The sequence below is a fragment of the Pseudomonas sp. CHM02 genome, assembly GCF_000612585.1.
Lineage (GTDB): Bacteria > Pseudomonadota > Gammaproteobacteria > Pseudomonadales > Pseudomonadaceae > Aquipseudomonas.
Map to the genome: position 1 here is coordinate 99479 of NZ_JFCA01000017.1, position 18966 is coordinate 118444.

17 protein-coding genes are annotated in these 18966 nt (G+C 62.9%); 6 read left to right on the plus strand and 11 right to left on the minus strand.

Going from position 1 to position 18966, the window contains the following annotated elements:
- Positions 1-2: 2 nt before the first annotated feature.
- From BM70_RS0111850 to BM70_RS0111870, 5 genes are all read right to left on the minus strand, one after another.
- Entirely contained in the window at positions 3-770 is a 768-nt protein-coding gene (locus BM70_RS0111850; RefSeq protein ID WP_025856225.1) for a TonB family protein, read from the minus strand.
- Positions 767-1213 carry a protein TolR gene (tolR, locus tag BM70_RS0111855; protein WP_025856226.1) on the minus strand — a complete coding sequence of 149 codons (447 nt, stop codon included), beginning with the start codon at positions 1211-1213 and terminating at the stop codon, positions 767-769. The genes BM70_RS0111850 and tolR overlap by 4 nt, the downstream gene beginning before the upstream one ends.
- A 15-nt stretch (positions 1214-1228) precedes the next feature.
- Positions 1229-1921 (minus strand): protein TolQ, encoded by a 693-nt coding sequence (tolQ, locus tag BM70_RS0111860; RefSeq protein WP_025856227.1) that lies wholly within the window; start codon positions 1919-1921, stop codon positions 1229-1231.
- 47 nt (positions 1922-1968) lie between these two features.
- Positions 1969-3834 carry a phytase gene (locus tag BM70_RS0111865; RefSeq protein WP_025856228.1) on the minus strand — a complete coding sequence of 622 codons (1866 nt, stop codon included), beginning with the start codon at positions 3832-3834 and terminating at the stop codon, positions 1969-1971.
- Between the two features lie 142 nt (positions 3835-3976).
- Complete coding sequence (locus BM70_RS0111870) at positions 3977-6490, minus strand: TonB-dependent receptor (protein ID WP_025856229.1); 2514 nt, start codon at positions 6488-6490, stop codon at positions 3977-3979.
- Positions 6491-6880: 390 nt separating this feature from the next.
- On the opposite strand from BM70_RS0111870, the gene BM70_RS0111875 reads away from it, so the two are divergent.
- The 3 genes from BM70_RS0111875 (at position 6881) to BM70_RS0111885 (ending at position 9487) form a co-directional block, all read left to right on the plus strand.
- Entirely contained in the window at positions 6881-7795 is a 915-nt protein-coding gene (locus BM70_RS0111875; protein ID WP_025856230.1) for a GGDEF domain-containing protein, read from the plus strand.
- Position 7796: 1 nt separating this feature from the next.
- On the plus strand, positions 7797-8834 hold the full coding sequence (locus BM70_RS0111880) for an AraC family transcriptional regulator (protein ID WP_025856231.1): 1038 nt from the start codon (positions 7797-7799) through the stop codon (positions 8832-8834).
- Between the two features lie 266 nt (positions 8835-9100).
- A complete protein-coding gene (locus BM70_RS0111885; protein ID WP_025856232.1) occupies positions 9101-9487 on the plus strand; it encodes a hypothetical protein in 387 nt (128 codons plus the stop codon).
- 168 nt (positions 9488-9655) lie between these two features.
- On the opposite strand, the gene BM70_RS0111890 is transcribed toward BM70_RS0111885, so the two are convergent.
- Positions 9656-10615, minus strand: coding sequence for a GlxA family transcriptional regulator (locus BM70_RS0111890; protein ID WP_025856233.1), 960 nt, complete (start codon positions 10613-10615; stop codon positions 9656-9658).
- A 108-nt stretch (positions 10616-10723) separates the two neighbouring features.
- Here BM70_RS0111890 and BM70_RS0111895 point away from each other — a divergent pair, with 108 nt between their 5' ends.
- A complete protein-coding gene (locus tag BM70_RS0111895; RefSeq protein WP_025856234.1) occupies positions 10724-11266 on the plus strand; it encodes an acyl-CoA thioesterase in 543 nt (180 codons plus the stop codon).
- A 40-nt stretch (positions 11267-11306) separates the two neighbouring features.
- Here the strand turns inward: BM70_RS0111895 and BM70_RS0111900 are convergent, their stop codons facing one another.
- The 5 genes from BM70_RS0111900 to BM70_RS0111920 form a co-directional block, all read right to left on the minus strand.
- Complete coding sequence (locus BM70_RS0111900; RefSeq protein ID WP_025856235.1) at positions 11307-12095, minus strand: ABC transporter ATP-binding protein; 789 nt, start codon at positions 12093-12095, stop codon at positions 11307-11309.
- A complete protein-coding gene (locus tag BM70_RS0111905) occupies positions 12089-13078 on the minus strand; it encodes an ABC transporter permease (protein WP_025856236.1) in 990 nt (329 codons plus the stop codon). The genes BM70_RS0111900 and BM70_RS0111905 overlap by 7 nt, the downstream gene beginning before the upstream one ends.
- Positions 13065-14123, minus strand: coding sequence for an ABC transporter substrate-binding protein (locus BM70_RS0111910; protein WP_025856237.1), 1059 nt, complete (start codon positions 14121-14123; stop codon positions 13065-13067). Before BM70_RS0111910 ends, BM70_RS0111905 begins: the two co-directional genes overlap by 14 nt.
- Positions 14124-14328: 205 nt before the next feature.
- On the minus strand, positions 14329-15654 hold the full coding sequence (locus BM70_RS0111915) for an LLM class flavin-dependent oxidoreductase (protein ID WP_025856238.1): 1326 nt from the start codon (positions 15652-15654) through the stop codon (positions 14329-14331).
- Positions 15651-16589 carry an aliphatic sulfonate ABC transporter substrate-binding protein gene (locus tag BM70_RS0111920; RefSeq protein WP_025856239.1) on the minus strand — a complete coding sequence of 313 codons (939 nt, stop codon included), beginning with the start codon at positions 16587-16589 and terminating at the stop codon, positions 15651-15653. Before BM70_RS0111920 ends, BM70_RS0111915 begins: the two co-directional genes overlap by 4 nt.
- Before the next feature lie 245 nt (positions 16590-16834).
- On the opposite strand from BM70_RS0111920, the gene BM70_RS0111925 reads away from it, so the two are divergent.
- Entirely contained in the window at positions 16835-17779 is a 945-nt protein-coding gene (locus BM70_RS0111925) for an aliphatic sulfonate ABC transporter substrate-binding protein (RefSeq protein ID WP_025856240.1), read from the plus strand.
- 79 nt (positions 17780-17858) lie between these two features.
- Complete coding sequence (locus BM70_RS0111930; protein WP_025856241.1) at positions 17859-18854, plus strand: GlxA family transcriptional regulator; 996 nt, start codon at positions 17859-17861, stop codon at positions 18852-18854.
- Positions 18855-18966: the final 112 nt, after the last annotated feature.

Consider the following 18966-nt stretch of genomic DNA (forward strand, 5'->3'; position numbering starts at 1 on the left):
GGTTATTTGATGCGGTAGTGGAAGGTGTTGCGCACCGCCGGTACGGGGACAGCCTTGCCATCCACCACCCTCGGCTGGTAGCGAAAGGTGTTCGCCGCCGCCAGTGAAGGCCGCATGAACAACGGGTGACAGCCCTCCAGCACCCGGGGGTTTTCCACGCGCCCCTGGATGTTCACGGTGTACTCCACCGAACAATCGCCTTCGATGTTCTTGTCCAGGGCGCGCTCGGGGTAGTCGGGCGCTTCCTTGCTCAAGGGCTGGTATTGGCGGCTGTCAAACGCCGGTACCGGAGCGGATGTCGCGGCTCGCGCTTTTTCAGCGGCCAAGCGCTGCTGCTCAACACGCTGTTGTTCCAGCTCACGGTTGCGCTGTTCAGTGGCCAGTCGTTCCTGTTGCTGCTCGAGCTTCTTTTCCTCGACGCGCTTGCGTGCCAAGGCGGCCTTCTCGAGCTTCTGCGCCTGGATCTGTGGATCAACAGTGGGCTTCACCGGTACCTGTGCAGGAACCACGACGGGCTCCGGGGGTGTGACAGCCACCGGCTCAGGTGCGGGTGCGGGAGCTGGCGCAGCCGGCATCATCACCAACTGGGTGTGCATCACCCTGGGCGCTTCCACCGGCGTTTGTGCCGTCGACCACCCCAGCATCAACGCTGCCAGCACACCGACGTGCAGTGCCACCGCCAGGCTCGCCGCAAAGCTGTTTCTCCAGAACCCGGACGGCCCCCGTGGCGTCATCGTCAACGTTGGACTGTGCATGATCATCGCCGTCATTGCGGGGCCTCGGTCACCAGCCCCAGGTTGCTCACACCACCCTTCTGCAACACCGCCATGGCCGCTACCACCTTGCCGTATCCGGCGTTGTCGTCGGCGCGGATGTACACCTGGGTATCACTGTGCGCCGCCACCACTTGCATGACCTTGGCACCCATTTCATCCAGGCTCACGGCGCTGTCGGTCTGGTGCCGGGTGTCGAGTTCGCCGCCCAGGTTCCAGTAGTAACCACCGTCGGCCTTCACCGACAGCGTGAGGATCTGCTGGCGGGTGTCGGTGGTCAGCGCCTCGGCGGCGACCTTGGGCAGTTCGATCTTCACGCCCTGGGTCAGCATCGGCGCGGTGACCATGAAGATCACCAGCAGCACCAGCATCACGTCGATGTAGGGCACCACGTTCATCTCGGCCTTGGGCCCGTGCTTGCGTTGCGGCCTGGTCAACATCGGTCTGCTCCTTGTTCAGGCGGCCACGGCCAGGTTGAGCGGTGTGCCGCGCAAGGTGCGGTGCAGGCGCACTTGCAATTCATTGCCAAAGGCGTAGTAGCGGATGAGCAAGGTCTGGCCGCGTGCCGCGAAGCGGTTGTAGGCGATCACTGCCGGGATGGCGGCAAACAGGCCGATGGCCGTGGCGATCAATGCTTCGGCGATGCCCGGCGCCACGGTGGACAGCGTGGCCTGCTGTACCTGGGACAAGCCGATAAAGGAGTTCATGATCCCCCACACGGTGCCGAACAGGCCGATGTAAGGGCTCACCGACCCTACGGTCGCGAGGAACTGCAGGCCCTTTTCCAGCTCGATTTCCTGTTCGGTGATCGCCACCTGCAAGGCACGCTCGACACCTTCCAGCACGGCCGGATCATGGCTGTGCAGGTGCTGGTATTCCTGCACGCCGGCGATAAAGATCGGCGCAATGCCGCCCTCGCCTGCCTGCACGGTGTCGCGGTACAGCGGCTGCAAGTCGGCAGCGGCACGAAAGCGCTGCACAAAGCCGTTCAATTGGCGTTCCAGACGCCGCAGCACACTGCCGCGCTGGATGATCAGGTACCAGCTGAGCAAGGACGCCAGCAGCAAAGTGACCATCACGGCCTTGACCAACAAGCTGGCATCGCTGATCAGTCCCCAGATCGTCATATGTTCCATCGTCGCGTGCATGATTGATCTCCTATTCGATTAAAAAGTGATGACCGGGTGATGACGGTTCACGGCAACTTCAGCGCGCGGGTGACATCCGCCCACGGCACGAACTTGAAGTTCTGGGTCTGCTCGGGCATGCGCTTGCGCCCGTCCTGCACCACCAGCATGCCTTGGCTCCACGGGCCGCCGAGGTTGATGGCGGTGACTTCCAGGCCATCGGTTTCCGAAGCGCCGTCGATACCGGCAGCGGCATTCAGGCCGACGCGGAAGGCACCGTGGGTGGCAAACGGCGGTTCGGCATCCACTACCAGGTAGCTGTCGTTGCCCTGGCTGGAGATCACCAGGTAGTCGCGGTTTTCGCTCTGATACAACGCCAGGCCCTCGACATCCGCATGCAGTTGCGGGCCGACCTTGATCACGCTGGTGAGCGTGGCCGGTTGGTCGGCACGTGCATCCACTGCCCAGACGCCGACGTCTTCCTCGCCAATGAACAGGCGCTGGCGCTGGTCGTCGGCCACGCAGCCTTCGGGTTGACTGTCGACGTTGAACCGGCGCACCAACTCGCCCTGCACACGGCCGTCCGGTGCGCTCAGGCGGTATTGCAGGAAGGTGCCGTCCTTGCCATTGGCAATCGCGTAGATCTCGCCGCTGGCGGGTTGGAACAGGCAGATACCATAGATGTCCTTGAGCGGCGTGGGCACTTCACCGGCTTCACGCAGTTCGCCGCTCTGGCGGTCGATGCTGAACAGGCTCAGGCTGTTGTGATCGCGGTTGCTCGCCACGGCCAGGTCGACGGTGGTTGCGCCGAGCTTGAAGTTGGGGCGTACGTCAACGTTGTTGAGGCGGCCGACCGCCAGTTCCTGCAGCAGCTTGCCGTCGAGGTCGTAGGCCAGCAGGCCTTGTTTCTTGTTGGTGCCGAGCACGCGGCTTTTTTCCGGCTGCGCGGGATGAATCCAGATCGCCGGGTCATCCGCCGCATCGCCCTGGCGGCCGACCGGGTCGGTCTGGCGCAGCGCAGCGACTTCAGCCAGCACGGGCTCGACCGGCACAGGCTTGGCCTTCCACTCGAATGTGCCTTGATAGAGCTTGCCGCTGTCGTCGTCACGCACCAGCAGTTGCTGGCCATTGACCGAGAGTTGTTCCGGCTCCTTGAGACCTGGCAGCGTCAGGCTCGGTTGTTCTGCCCAACGCTTGCCGGTGTGCTGGAACAGGTGCAACTGGGCGGTCTTGGGATCGAGCGCCACCATGCCGCCCGGCACCAGTGCCATGGCCCCGGCTTCACGCTTGGGATTGTCAAACAGCGCCACGGGCGTGCGTTTTACCTCAGCCTCCGGGTGCGCCGGGTAGGCCCACCAGCCGACGTTTTCTTCATTCACCACCAACTGTTGGGTGGCGTCGTCCACCTGGCAGAACTGCGCCGACGGCGGCAACGGCAGGCCGCGTACGCGCTGCGGTTCGCGGAGCAAGGTCGAGCCGTTACCCACCAGCCACTGCTCGCCCTTGCCCTCTTCACCCACCAGGAACACAAACAGATTGGCCGTCCCGTCGCGGTACAGGCACAGGCCGTTCACCGGGTAGTCGCGGGTGGGCAGGTACAGCGGCTGGCCAAAGGTCTTGGTGGACGCATCCAGGCTGATCAGCAAGGCTTGCTGGCGGTCGTTATCGAGGCTGGCAACGAGCATCTTGGCGCCTGCAGTACGGGTGTCGAGGCTGCTGAAGCTGCCTTTGAAGCGGGCCAGTTCCGCGCCTTTGCTGTCGAGCAATTGCAGGCCGTCGCGGGTGCTGGCGACCAGGCGTTGGGTGCCGCCAGGTAGGAAGGCCACCGCTTCGGCATTCAGGTTTGGCGCCCAAGGGACCAGCGCCAGGTCGGCGGCCATGGCTTGACCACAGGTAGCTAAAGCAATCAGCAAATACAACTTGGAAATTCTCATGAACAAGCAAATCCTTTGAAAACACTGGAGATCTACTGTGGGAGCTGGCTTGCCTGCGACGGCATCGACGGGGTCTGCCTGAAACAGCGAGGTGTCTGCATCGCAGGCAAACCAGCTCCCACATTCAAATCGGGGTTGGTGCTTAGAAATGAGTGAAGGTCAGGCCCAGCTTGTAGGTGGGGCCGTACTCTTCGTACTGGCCGTTGTAGCTGCGGTGGCCGGTGTAGACGAAGTACGACTCATCGGTGAGGTTCTGGGCCTCGAAGCTGACTTGCAGGTTCTTGGTCAGCGAGTAACGCGCGCTGAAGTCGACGAAGGTCTGCGCGTCGACGTGCAGGTCATGGGCCTTGTCGTTGATCGAGGCCAGTTCGTAGAGGTAGGCCGATTTGTAGTTGGCCGACAAGCGCAGGCTGAGCGTGTCATCTTCCCAACCGAGCATCAGGTTGCCGACGGTGTCGGACTGGTTGGGCAGGCTGATATTGCGTTTGCGGTTCGTCCCGCTGGCGCTGTCGAAGCCTTCGATGTCGGCGCTGGAACGGCTGAACGTGGTGTTGGCACCGATCAGCAGGCCGTTCCACGGCGCGGGCAGCCAGTCGAACTTCTGTGAGTAGGCCAGTTCCAGGCCATAGAGCTTGGCGCTGTCGCCATTCGCATAGGTATGCGCCTCGGCGAAGTTGGTCCAGGCGCCGGTGCCGGCCAGGTCGGTGTTGTAGACGAAGTTCTTGATGTCCTTGTAGAACACGAACGCCGAGACGGTGCCGGCGCGGCCCATGAAGTGTTCGATGCCGAGGTCGAGGTTGCTCGATTCCAGCGGCTTGAGGTCCGGATTGCCGAAGGTGGCCTCGTCATCGTCGATGACAAAACCCGGCGCCAATTGACCGAAGGTCGGGCGCACCACGGATTTGGTCCACGCCGCACGCACCTGGGTGTTCTTGTCGATCTGATAGCGCGCATGCAGGCCCGGCAGCCAGTGGTGATAGCGGCGCTTGGTCTCGGTGGGCGTGAACACGCCATCGGTGGCACCGGTGCCCTTGGCTTCGAACTCGGTGCCTTCGTAACGCAGGCCGGCGATGAAGCGCCAGTCGTCGATATCGACGGTGTTCATCAGGTAGCCGGCGTTGATGTCTTCACGAATGGTGAAATCGTTGACCCGGGATTCGGTCTCGTCATAGAAGTCTGCCGGGTTGAGGCTGCCGATCAGCTGCTTGATCGCACTGGGGCTGATGCCCGGGCCGTAGTGGCCGAGGCGATAGTCGACGCTGCCCTTCTGGAATTGCGTGAGGTTGAGCTGTTCGTCGGTAAAGCCAAGGGTGTCGAAGTCTTCGTAGACCCAGGCTTCCAGGTCGTTGTCCTTGTTGCGGCGGCTGACCTTGCCGCCGAACTTCACTTGGGAGGCATAGCCGCTCAGGTCGTAGTCGCGGGCCAGGTCCAGGCGCAGGTTTTTCTCGGTGTCCTTGGTGTTCTGTTTTTCCCAATCGACTTTGTCGAGGGTGAAATTGCGCGCGTCGTATAAGCCACTGCCGATGATCGGGCGTGGCTTGTCCTTGTCATAGAAGCCGCTGTTGGCAAAGTCGCCGCCATCGAAGGTGGCGCCGGCGATGTGCGCCGGGCTGTCTTCGCTGGATTGGCTGTAGCCGGCCTGGCCGCTCAAGGTCCACAGCCCGAACATGCGTTCACCGCCGAACACGTAGGATTGGATCTCCTGGGTTTCTTCGCGGTTTTTCAGCTTGCGCTTGGCTTCGGCATCGCCCAGCTCGCCGGCGGCCTGTGGGTCGGCAAATTCGATGCTGGCGGCGTTGCGAGTTTCGGTGTCTTTGTAGCGGCTGTACAGGGTGCGCAGGTAGTAGCTGCCGAGGTCATCCGGCTTGTAGTCGAAGTTCAGGCCGCCCCCGGCACGTTCGCGGCTGATGTCGTAGTCGCGCTGTTCGAATTCGTTGAGCTTGGCGCCGTCGGTGAAGTCCCAGGCGCCACCGGTCTCGACGTTGTCCGAGCCGAAGTCACGCTTCTGCCAGCTCAGCGCCGCGGCCACGCCGAAGTTGTCGATGCCATCGCCGAGGCTGAAACGGTTACTGGCCGCGCCGGAGAATTTCGGGCTGGTCTGGCTGGAGTTCTTGTCGTAGCTGGCTTCGGTGCTGCCGGTGTAGAACAGGCCCTTGTGGTCGAAGGCCGAGAGGCTTTGCACATCGACCGTACCGCCCAGGGAGTTGGCGTCCATGTCCGGGGTGAGGGTCTTGATCACCGACAGCGACTGCACCAGCTCCGACGGCAGCACATCCAGGGCCACGGCACGTCGCGCACTCTCCGGGGCCGGCACCAGGGTGCCGTTGATGGTCACGCTGTTGAGGTCCGGGCCCAGGCCACGCACGCTGACGAAACGCCCTTCGCCCTGGTCACGCTCCACACTGATGCCCGGCAGGCGCTGCGCTGCTTCGGCGACGTTTTCATCCGGCAACTGGGCCACGCCGTCGGCATGCACCACACTTTTGATGGTGTCAGAGCTGCGCTGCTCCTTGAGCGCCTGGTCAATGGCGGCGGCCTGGCCGACCACTTCGACGTGCTCGGTGTTGGCCACTTCGGCCGCATTGAGCCGCTCGCTGGCAATCGCCAGGGCCAAGGCAGTAAGCGTGAAGCTGACGAGCCCGGTGCGCTTGTACATGCAATCCTCCCCAAGAATCCGTTGGCGCCAGGCAAGAGGCCCGGCAACTGGAAGGGCACGCTAGGGGTGAGGGATGACGGTTCTGTGACAGGAATCGGCGCAAAGGCCCGTAAACCGGGGTTCAGAGCGGTTTTAAGCGAACAAATGAGCTGAATTGACCTCGGCTTAAAGTGTGGGAGCTGGCTTGCCTGCGATAGCGGTCTGTCTGTTAAAGCTCGATTGCCTGACCCACCGCTATCGCAGGCAAGCCAGCTCCCACATTTGTTCTGTGTTTGGCCGGGGATCGGGTGTATGGCATGAGCTGATTCGACCCTCCTCCATCGTCACGCAACCGTCACATCCATCTGCTGTGCTGGCGCCCATCGCTTATTTGCCCAAGGACTCGCGGCCATGTTTTCCGTGCTCAAGCCTCACCGCTGGAAACTCTCCCTGTTGCTGATCGCCGCCAACCTCGGGCTGATCCTGCACCTGGCCTGCGGCGACTTGAAAAGCGTCAGCGAATGGGTGTGGCTGGATATCTTCGGCGAAGGCGGTTCCGCCCTGCTCGCCCTGGTCTGGCTGGGCCTGGTGCTGAAAAGCCGCCCGGCCGGGCGCGTCACCAACTACCTGGCGCTGGGCCTGTCGTGCATTTTCTTTTCCTGGTGGATCGACAGCCTCGACGAGTTCATCCGCCTGCCCGACAGCATCACCTGGGACCACTGGCTGGAGTCAGGGCCGATGCCGGTAGGCATGATCCTGCTGACCATCGGCATCTACCACTGGCACCGCGAACAATTGGCGATCAGCGCACAGATGGAAAAACGCGAGCGGTTGTTCCGCGAACATCGGCTGTTCGACAAACTCACGCCCCTGGCCGGTGCCGACTACCTCAAGCGCCAGTTGGCCGCCAGCCTGCAAGACAGCCACGACCAGCAGCAACCGCTGTCGCTGCTGGCGCTGGACCTGGATAACTTCGCGGCCATCAACCAGGCCTACGGGCATGCCGAGGGCGATGCGGTACTGCAGGCCCTCAGCCATTTGTTGCTGCTCAACCTGCGCCGCCAGGACCTGCTGTGCCGCCTGGCCGGTGATCGCTTTGTGGTGCTGTTGCCCAACACCGGCGAGCGCCAGGCCAAGGAGCTCGCCCTGGAGCTGCAACAAGCGGTACGCGGCCTCGCGCACAAGACCCGGCTGCACGGCGAACGCCTGCAACTGGCAGCGACCACCGCCGTGGTCATGGCCCTGGACGAGCCGCCCCACGACTTGCTCAAGCGCCTCAACCTGGCCCTGGCCAGGGCCAAGCAACCCCTGGCGAAAAGTGCCTGAGATGGCCGTCAAGACCAACTGGTATGAAGCCGACAGCCGCTTCATCCCCGGGCACTACCAACCGGCCACGCTGATCGACCTGGCCTTGTCCCGGGACATCGACAGTCATCGCCTGCTGCGCGGCACCGGGCTGTTCCACGAGGATATCCTCGCCGGCACTGCGCGACTGAGCCCGCAGCAATTTCTCGGGTTGATCGGCAACAGCCGCAAATTGCTCGACGCCGATGACAGCAGCTTCCTGTTTGGCCAGCGACTGTTGCCGGGCTATTACGGCGCGGCCAGCCACGCCCTGGGCCATGCGCAGAACCTGCACCAGGCCCTGGAGATCCTGATCCAGCAACAGGTGCTGCTCAGCCCGTTGGTTACGCTGCAACTGGAGCTGGATGAGCACCACGCCTACCTGTACTGGCTGGACAGTTGCGGTGCAGGCGAACACTGGCGCTTTTTGCTCGAAGCCAGCATGACCTCACTGGTCGCCATGAGCCAATGGCTCGGCGGCGAACGCTTGCCGTGGGTGTGCAGTTTCAGTCATGCCGAACCGCGTTATGTCGAGCAGTACTGGGTGCACCTGGGCGAAGGCACACGTTTCGAGCGGCCGCTGGACATGATGAGCCTCCCGCGTGAATACCTGATACGCACCTGGCCGGGCGCCTCGGCCACCGCCGGCCAGGTGGCGCGCCAACAGGCCCGCGAGCAGATCGAACAGCTGGGCTTCGCCGGCAGCTTTCTCGACTGCCTCTACGACTACCTGCACGAGCAGGTACGCCAACCGCCGAGCCTGGAACAGGCCGCGCACGCCTTCGTCATGAGCCCGGCCACCCTCAAGCGCAAGCTGCACAAGCACGACACCGGCTTTCAGCAGCAGGTCGACCGTGTGCGCAAGCAAGTGGCATTGCACCTGTATCAGGTCAAGGGCTACAGCAATGATGAAGTGGCGGCATACCTGAACTTCAACGATGCGGCAAACTTCCGGCGCTCGTTCAAGCGCTGGACCGGCAGCACGCCGAACCTGATCCGCCAGCTCTTCAACAGCCGCTAGCCAGGCCCAACTGTTCGGCGGCAGCGGCGTGGCCCACAGCGAGTTCAACCATAGCCAGACCCGTGGCGTGGCTGACCTGCGCCCGCAGGAACTGCCGCAGATGCCATGACCGGCCCCGCAATGGCTCGCCGGTGCGAGCCATCGTTGGCGTCGATAGTCACCATCAGCCCAATGAAGTTCTCTTAAAAAATGCAACGCGTAACATTAGACCCATACCAGGCAGCACCCAGATCCAAACCCAAACCAGACATTCGGAGCACACTCTCATGAAACGCCAAATCTTCCTTAGCCTTGCTTTCTCGGTACTCGCTGCAAACGCATTTGCTCATCCTGTGGTCGCTGAAGGCGGCTCGGATCGCCTGATCGAAAGCCGTGTTGCCGAGGGTGGTTCCGACCGCCTGCAAGGTAACCGTGTTGCCGAAAATGGCTCGGACCGCCTGCTGGAACGTCGTGTCGCCGAAGGTGGCGCTGATCGTCTGCAGGAACGCGGCCTGGCTGAAGGCGGTGCTGATCGTCTGCAAGAACGTGGCCTCGCCGAAGGCGGTGCTGATCGCCTGCAAGAACGTGGCCTCGCCGAAGGTGGTGCTGATCGCCTGCAAGAACGTGGCCTCGCCGAAGGTGGCGCCGATCGCCTGCAAGGCAACAACGCATAACCCCGCGCTGCTGGCGGGAACCCCAAACCGGCCTGATCAGCCGGTTTTTTTTCGCCTGTGATTGGCGCCATCCGCCATATGGTTGGCCAGTCACGATCACGCTGGTGAAAGGAGTGATGGCGTTTCTGGTGGCATGCCTCGAGGGCGACACCCGCTTACGTCGCTGAATCACGCCGGGTGCACGAGGAATTTCTTGCGGTACGCCGCTGGCAACAGGCCCACCCGTTGCTGGAACAGTCGGCGGAACGAGTTGCTGTCTTCGTAGCCCACAGCGTAGGTGATGCTTTCCAGGGTCATGCGGGTCGACTCGAGCATTTGCTTGGCCCGCTCCAGGCGCAGGGTCTGCAGGTAGGCAATGGGCGTGTAAGCGGTGGCTTCCTTGAAGCGCCGCTTGAAATTGCGCACGCCGAACCCGAAGCGTCGGGCCACGTCGTCGATGACCAACGGCTCGGCAAAGTGCTGCTCCAGCCAGTGCTGCACGCGCAGGATCTCGCTGTCGCCATGGCTTTTGGGCAGCGACCACATGGCATACACCGATTGCTCGCTGCGCACATTGTCGATCAGCAGGTATTTGCCACAGGTATGGGCCAGTTCCGGCGAACCGAAACGGCGGATCAGGTGCAGCATCAAGTCCATCGCCGCACTTGCACCGCCACTGGTGATCACCCGGTTTTCTTCGCAGAGGATTTGCGCATCGTCCAGGCTTACGTCCGCATAGCGGCGGCGAAACAGCTCGGCCAACGCCCAGTGGGTCGTGGCGCGCAGGCCCTGCAGCACACCGGATTCAGCCAACATGAAGGCCGCAGTGCACATCGACGCCAATACCGCGCCGCGGGCATGCTGTTCGCGCAACCAGGGGGCGTAGGCCGGAAACGTCGGCAGCGCCTCCTTCAAGGTGAACAGAAACCCCGGGATCAGCACCAGGTCGGTCTGTGCGATCTGCGCCACCGAGCCGTCCACCTGCAGACGCTGGCCGCCCCAGGCATTCACGGCCTGGCCGTCCAGGGAGGCGACCATCACGTCGAAGGGCGGGCTGTCGGCAAACAGGTTGGCGGCACTGAGCATCTCCAGGGCCGTGGTGGCACTGGCAGCCGAGCAACGATCAGCCAAGAGCAAGGTGATGTGCATGAAAGGTATCCATTTGCGCTTTTCGCATGCAATAAGTCATTTGTGCACCTACCTTAGCCGATTCGGCGCCTTTACAGTGTCGCTATCGATCAACTGTGTGGCGTCCTTATGAACCTGTGGTTTCGCTTGCTCTTCATGTTGTCCCGGCGCCCCTGGCGCAAACCCGTCCACGGCCTCGCCACCACCGTGGTGCGCATGCGTGTCTGGCCGCTGGACCTGGATATCAACCGGCATGTCACCAATGGCCGCTACTTTTCCCTGGCGGACGTTGCACGCATGGATTTCGTGTTGCGCACCGGCGCCTTTCGCGTGGCGCTGCGCAACAAGGCGCTGCCGATCGTGGGTGACACCTGGGGCAAGTTCCGCCGGGAGCTGAAGCTGTTTGAAGTGTTCGAAGTGCACACCCGCATGCTCGGCTGGGACCACAAGTGGAGCCTGATGGAGCACCGCTTTGTCAGCAGCGGCCGAGTGGTCGGCGTGGTGGTGATGCGCGGGCTGTTCCGCTCGGCCAAAGGCACCCTGCCCCCGAGTGACTTTGTGCGCGAGCTGGGCCTGGATGAAACCTCGCCGCCGATGCCGCAATGGCTCAGCGACTGGGCGCGTAGCTGTGATGATATGAGTGTGCAGTTGCGCGGGGAGGAGCAGGCTTGAATGCAGCCCGCTCGCTCAGCGTGTCAAGCCTTGGCCCCTTTCACCAACTCTCCCCCAACCCCAGCAGACCCAGTATCTGCCGCCGCAGGTCCACCAGATAAGGATCGTCGCGATGCCGGGGGTACGGCCGGTCGATCTTCAGTTGTGCCTGGATCCTGGCTGGCCGGTCGCTGAATACAATCACGCGGTTGGCCAACAGCAAGGCTTCTTCCACATCGTGGGTGACCAGCAGGGCCGTATAGCCCTGGCGTTGCCACAAGTCGATCAACTCTTTTTGCATGGTGATGCGGGTCAGGGAGTCGAGCTTGCCCAGAGGTTCGTCGAGGATCAGCAGGCGCGGTTGGTTGACCAGCGCGCGCGCCAGTGCCACCCGTTGGGCCATGCCGCCGGACAACTGCCGGGGATACGCACGCGCGAACTGGCTGAGGCCGACTTTTTCCAGGGCTTCGTCGACCTTGGCCGAATGGGTCTTGAGCAAGCCCTGAGCTTCCAGGCCGACGGCGACGTTGTCCCAGACACGTCGCCACGGGTACAGGGTCGGGTCCTGGAACACCACCACGCGGCTCGGGTCCGGGCCGGTGATGGCTTCACCGTCGGCCAGCACTCGGCCGGAATCCGCAGGTTCCAGGCCGGCCACCAGGCGCAGCAAAGTGGACTTGCCGCAGCCCGACGGCCCGAGCAAGGCCACAAACTCGCCCGGCGCCACGTCCAGGGACACCCGCTCCAGCACCGGCAGATGCTGGCCGTCCAGGGCAAAGCCATGGCTGAGGTGTTCGATGCGCAGCGCCAAACCTTCGGGCGCCGATACCGCGTGTGCCAGGGCTACCATTTCATCGTTCCTTTCTGCCAGGCCAGCAGGCGGTCACGCACCAGGAACAACCCGGTGATCAACCCCGAACAGGCGAGTGCCATGATCAGCAAGGCGGCGTACATATTGGCGTAGGCGGCCCAACCCTGGGCCCATTGCAGGTACCAGCCGATGCCGGATTTGACTCCCATCATTTCCGCTACCACCAGGGTCGAAAACGATGCGCCCAGGCCCATGAACAGACCGACGAACACGTGGGGCAATGCAGCTGGAATCGCCACCTTGAAAATCAGGAAGCATTGCTTGGCGCCGAGGGTACGGGCCACGTCGTAATAGGCTTTGTCGACGCTGGCCACGCCCGACCAGGTCAGCACCGTGACCGGGAACCAGGTGGCCAGGGCAATCAGAAAGACGCTGGCGCTCCAACTGCTGGGAAACAGGAAAAAGCACAGCGGCAACAATGCCGTCGATGGCACCGGACCGAGGATGCGCAGCACCGGGTGCAGCCAATAGCCGATGCGCGTGGACCATCCGATAGCCACACCGGCAATAAACCCGGTAATCGCACCCAGGGCCACGCCCGAGCCCAGCAGCAATGCCGAATGCAGCAGGCTGTCGGCCAGCCGAGAGTAGTCTTCGATGTACACCGCCAGCAACGCCTGGGGCGGCGCGAAAAACGGCACCGGCAACAGCGCCAGCTTGGCGGTGAGCAATTCCCAGAGGCCCAGCAGCAGCGGCAAGGCGATCAGCCAGGGACCGGCATTGCGCAGGCGCTGGCCCAGCTTCGGCACCTTGCGCCCCAGCAGGCTCAGCACGATGAACAGCGCTGCGACACCCACGCACAGATTGGCCAGGCCTTGGGTCATGGGCCAGTTGCGCGTTGCGTTGGGCCAGTAGCTGATCAACAGCGCGACAGCCAGCCAGGCTGCCACCACGGCTGCGCCCTGCCAACCGACCCTCAAGGTCAGCGGCGGGTTGAGGGTGGTTGCGTCAACTGAAGACATCGGCGGTGATCTCCTTGGCAAACTCCAGCGGATCGGTGCTCTTGCTGATCACTTCGACGGTTTTCAAGTCGGTCACGTAGGTGAGGATTTCCTGGGTCAACGCCGCGCCTACTGCGTGATGCCCGTGGGTGTGATCGTGGAGGATGGCCTGCACTTCTTCCACCGACGTGTTCAGCGCATGGGCCTGGAAGCCCTTGGCGACTTCCTCCGGGTGCTGCACGGAATAATCGTGGGCTTCCAGGATCGCCTGGGTCAGTGCCGCGACCACGCGTTTGTCTTCGCGCACCAATTTGCCGGTGACCCCCACCACGCAGCAACTGAGGTTGGCGTATTCCTCCACCAGGTTGGTGGACAGCTCACGCGCCACTCCGGACTTGATCAGGCGGTACATGAACGGGTCACTGCCGCTCACTGCCTGCACTTCGCCGCGCTCCAGCGCAGTGCCCAGCAAGTCGGCGGGATACAGGCGCCACTCCACATCGCGCACGGGGTCCACACCGTGTTTTTTCAGCAGGATCGAGAAGAAATTGCGGTCCGGGCTGGCCATGTCGGTTACGCCGACGGCCTTGCCCTTGAGGTCTTCGAGCCTGGTCACGCCGCCGTTCGCGGCACTGAGCAAGCGCAGGCAGCCGCCGTGGGTGCCGGCGGTGAGCTTCACATCAAAGCCCTGTTCCAGGGCCTTGAGCCAACGCAGCGCCATGCCCACGCCCGCATCGGCCTTGCCGGTGGCAATGGCTTCGAGCAGCACTTCGGTGGAGTTGCCGAAGTTGACCAGTTCCACGTCCAGGTTGTGCCTGGTGAAGAAGCCTTGGCCATGGGCGATCACCACCGGAGCCAGGCACACCGCGTTGAGGTTGACCGCCAGTTTCAGCTTGCGTGGCGCGTCGAGGCGGATGAACTCACCGGTGCCGGCGGGTTCCTGTGAGGTGTTGTGGCCGGCGTGTTCGTCGGCGGCGAAGCCCAGGCGTGGCAGCGACAGGCTCGCCAGGGTGATGCCGGCCAGGCCGAGCAGGCGGCGGCGGGTCAAATGATCGAAGTCAGCCATGCAAAATATCCCTTTTATCAACTCAGTAATAAAGCCGGTGAGCAGCCCTTCTGTGGTGAGCGGGCTTGCCCCGCGCTGGGCTGCGAAGCAGCCCTAATCCGGCCACCTCGTTTTACCTGCGAGAACACAGCGGCCGTGATGGGGTCGCTTCGCGCCCCAGCGCGGGGCAAGCCCGCTCACCACAACTCATCAGATGAACAGCCACTCAAGCCTGCAGCCCAGCCAGGCCCAGGTGCTCGCGCAGCGTCGACCCTTCGTACGCGGTGCGGAACAATCCCTTGCGCTGCAAATGCGGAATCACGCTCTCGACGAACTCTGTGAACGAGCCCGGCAAATACCCCGGAGAAATCACAAACCCATCGCAACCGCCCTGCTCGAACAACTCCGCCAGCTGGTCGGCAACCTGCGCGCCAGTGCCCACCAATTGCGGCACGCGCACGCTGCTGGCGAAGATGCGCCCGAGTTGTTCCAAGGTGGTTTCCGGGCCTTGCATCAAGAGCTTTTCAGCCGCCGCCGGGTGGATCAGTGGCGACTGGGCGATCTCGGCCAATGTCGCGGACAGCGGGAATGGCGACAGGTCTACATTCAGCTGCGAGGCCAGTGTCACCAGCCCCAGTTCCGGGCGTGCCAGCGCGTTGTGCTGATCGCGCTTGGCGCGGGCCTCGGCTTCGCTGCCGCCAATGAACGGCATCACCGCCGTCAGCACTTTGCAGCTGTCGGCCTCGCGACCTTGCTGCACCACCTGGGCGCGCACGTCATCACGAAACGCGCGCATGGCCGCCAAGTGCGGGTGAATGGTGAAGATTGCCTCGGCCCAACGCGCACCGAAGCGCCGGCCACGTCCGGAGGATCCGGCCTGGATCAGCACCGGTCGGCCCTGGGGTGTGCGAGGGATATTCAGCGGACCTTCAACCTTGAACCACTCGCCCTGATGCTGCACCGAACGGATCAACTCGGGGTCCGCCAGCACACCGCTTTCGCGGTCCAGTTTCAGGGCGTCCTTGCCCCAGCTGTTCCAGAGTTTCAACGCGACTTCGACAAACTCATCGGCGCGGTCGTAGCGCAGGTCGTGCTCCAGGTGCTTGTCCTTGCCGAACAGACGCCCTTCGCTGTCGTTCATCGAGGTGACGATATTCCACGCTGCGCGACCCTTGGACAGGTGATCGAGGGTGGCGAACTCACGGGCGATATGCGCCGGTTCGTAATAAGTGGTGGAGCGCGTCGCACCCAGGCCCAGCTTGTTGGTCTTGCCGACCAGATAAGACAGGATCGGCAACGGATCGAGGCGCGTGGCGTCCTGGGCGCCGTAGCGCAGGGCAAACTCGCGGGAGCCGCCCATCTGGTCGCCCACCGCCAGGCGATCGGCGAAGAACAGAAAGTCGAACAACCCCTCCTCCACCACTTTGGCCACCCGCGCGTAGTACTCGGGGTCGAGGTAATTGCCGACGGTTTCCGGGTGGCGCCACACCGCATGGCTGTGCACCACCGGGCCACTCAACAGGAACGCGGATAAATGGATTTGGCGGCTCATGGTTTTGGCGTCCACACGGTGATGGCGTTGATCTTCAGCGCCTTGGGGATCAGCTTGGCGGCGTAGTAGGTGTCGGCGATACGCTGTTGCTCGGCGAGGTTTTCCAGTTTGACCGGGATGATGTCGTAGCTGCGGCGGCTATTGGTGCGCTCCACCGTGGCCGGGGCGATATTGCCCCACAGCGGGCCGAGGATTTCAGCGGCTTCCTTGGGATGGGCCTTCACCCATTGGCCGGTTTCGCGCAGGGTGTCGAAGGTCACCTGCAACACATCCGGGTGGGCCTTGGCGAACTTCGTCGTAGCCAGGTAGAAACGGTTGTAGTCGGCCAGGCCGTCCTTGCCGTCGGCGATCACACGTACGTGGTGATCCAGCTGTTGGGTGGCGAGGAACGGGTCCCAGATCACCCAGGCGTCGACACTGCCATTGGCGAAGGCGGCGCCGCCGTCCGGGGCTTCCAGGTAACGCGGGGTGATATCCGCCAGGGTCAGCCCGGCCTTTTTCAGCGCGGAGATCAGCAGATAATTGCTGCCCGAGCCTTTGGACACGGCGACGGTCTTGCCCTTGAGGTCGGCGATGCTGTGGATCGGTGATTGGTCCTGGACGATGATCGCCTGGGCGCCCGGCGATGAGTTTTCCTGGGCGTAGTAGGTCATCGGTGCATCGGCGGCCTGGGTGAACAGCGCAAAGGCGTCGGCCACATCCGCGTGCAGGTCGACGCTGCCGGCGTTCAACGAGCTGAGCAGGCCGGTGCTGAATTCGTGCCAGTTCACCGTGAAACCGAGAGGCTTGAGGCGTTGCTCCAGCTGGCCATTTTGCTTGAGCAGGATCCACAGGGTCGACGAGCGCTGGTAGCTGATGTCCAGGGTTTGCTCGGCATGGGCAGCGGCCCCGGCGAACAGCAAACTGGCGGCAACGATAAGTTTCTTGAACGTCATGAAAGGCCTTGGCGTAGGTGAGAGGAAGACAGCTGCATATGCCAAAAAACCGCGTAAGGCCTGGCAGTAAAGCGAATTCGATTATATTAATGATGAGCGATGATGAAAGAATCTTATAATTCTATGGTTATGCCCAATTCATTGGATGGTGGTAAAAGCATCCTAAGCTCAGATCGAAAGAGTATTTAACGAATGGTTTTTAGAACCTTAAGCTCGGGACTATTTCGTCAGAGATCGAGCGCGCCATGTCCATTCGTCGTCCCCTTGCCGCTGTACTCGGGTTGCTGGCCTTGTCTGTCGCCGTGAGCGCCGAGGCCCAGGAAACCGTGCGCATCGGTTACCAGAAATCCTCGACCCTCATTACCCTGCTGAAGACCCAGGGCACCCTGGAGAAAGCCCTCAAGGCCGATCATATCGACGTGAGCTGGCACGAGTTCCCCAGCGGCCTGCCGCTGCTGGAAGCGTTGAACGTCGGCAACGTCGACATCAGCGCCGACGTGGCCGACACCGTGCCGATCTTCGCCCAGGCGGCCCAGGCCAAACTCACCTACTTCGCCCAGGAAGCGCCCTCGCCTTCGGCCCAGGCCATCGTGGTGCGCAAGGACTCGCCGATCCAGCAACTGGCGGACCTGAAGGGCAAGAAAATCGCCGTCACCAAAGCCGCTGGCACGCATTACCTGCTGATCGCTGCGCTGGCCAAGGCAGGCCTGGCGTTTTCGGATATCGAGCCGGCCTACCTGTCGCCCGCCGATGGTCGCGCAGCGTTCGAGAACAACAAGGTGGACGCCTGGGTCACCTGGGAACCCTTCCTCACCAGCGTGCAGCGTCAACTGCCGACGCGCACGCTGGCGGACGGCGCCGGGTTGGCCAGTTACAAGCGTTACTACCTGACTGGCACGCCTTACGCCAAGGCGCATCCCGAGGTGCTGAAGGTGGTGTATGAGCAGTTGGAAAAGGCGGGCAAATGGGTAAAAACCAACCCGCAGGATGCGGCAAAAGTGCTCGGGCCGTTGTGGGGCAACCTGGACGTCCCCACGGTTGAAGCCGCGAATGCACACCGCAGTTACCAGGTGCAGCCGGTGACGCTCGATCAGTTGGGTGAACAGCAGAAAATCGCCGATGCCTTCTTCAAGGCCGGCTTGTTGCCCAAGGCGGTGGATGCCAAGGATGTGCAGACCTGGAAGCCCTGATGGGCCGGGCAGGTGAACACAGGGCCCGGTAAGTGGTAAAACGGTCGGGCCCTGCCCCTGCTTTCCGGACGCCCCACCCATGACCGCTATCGCCCCACTTGCCCAACCCCGCACGCTGGTGTTCCTGGCCTATCCGCAAATGGGCCTGCTCGACTTGACCGGCGCCCAGACCGTGTTCTGGGCCGCCACCAAGGCCATGGTTGAACGCGGCTTGCCAGGCTACGTGATGCACACCGCGAGCCTGACCGGTGGCTTGATGCAGACCGCCGAGGGGTTGAGCGTGGACACGGTGGCACTGGCACAACTGGACGACACCGGCATCGACACCTTGATCGTGCCCGGTGCGCCGGCGATTCAACAGGCGATGGCGGCCAACACCGACCTGGTGGAATGGCTGCGCGGGGCGTCCACCACCGCCGGGCGCACGGCTTCGGTGTGCAGCGGTACCTTCCTGCTGGCCATGGCCGGCTTGCTCGACGGCCGCCGCGCCGCCACACACTGGGCTATGTGCGACCTGCTCAAGCAGGGCTTCCCGGGCATTGTCGTGGACATGGACGCGATCTTCATCCAACAGGGCAATGTGTGGACATCGGCCGGCGTGACCGCCGGTATCGACCTGGCGTTGGCCCTGGTGGAAATCGACTGCGGGCGCGAGGTGGCATTGCAAGTGGCGCGGGAGCTGGTGGTGTTCCTCAAGCGTCCTGGCGGGCAAGCCCAGTTCAGCCAGCTGCTGCAGGCACAGACCGATGACAGCGCTGGCTTCGATGAATTGCACCTGTGGATCGCCGACAACTTGCAGGACTCGGCTTTGTCAGTGGAACGCCTGGCACAACAGGCGCAGATGAGCCCGCGCAACTTTGCACGGGTCTACAAACAACGCACGGGCCGTACGCCGGCCAAGGCCATTGAGCTGTTCCGCCTGGAAGCTGCGCGCCGCCAGCTGGAAGACTCCGACCGCAATATCGACCAGATCGCCCGGCTGTGTGGGTTCGGTGATGAAGAGCGGATGCGGTATACCTTTCACCGGCACCTGTCGATTTCGCCTCGGGCCTATCGGGAGCGGTTTTCGCGGTAGGCGAGCTTGTTGTGGTGAGCGGGCTTGCCCCGCGCTGGGCTGCGCAGCGGCCCCAAAACCTGCCCGCTAAAATCTTCTGACACACCGGGCCGTTCTCAATGGGGCCGCTTCG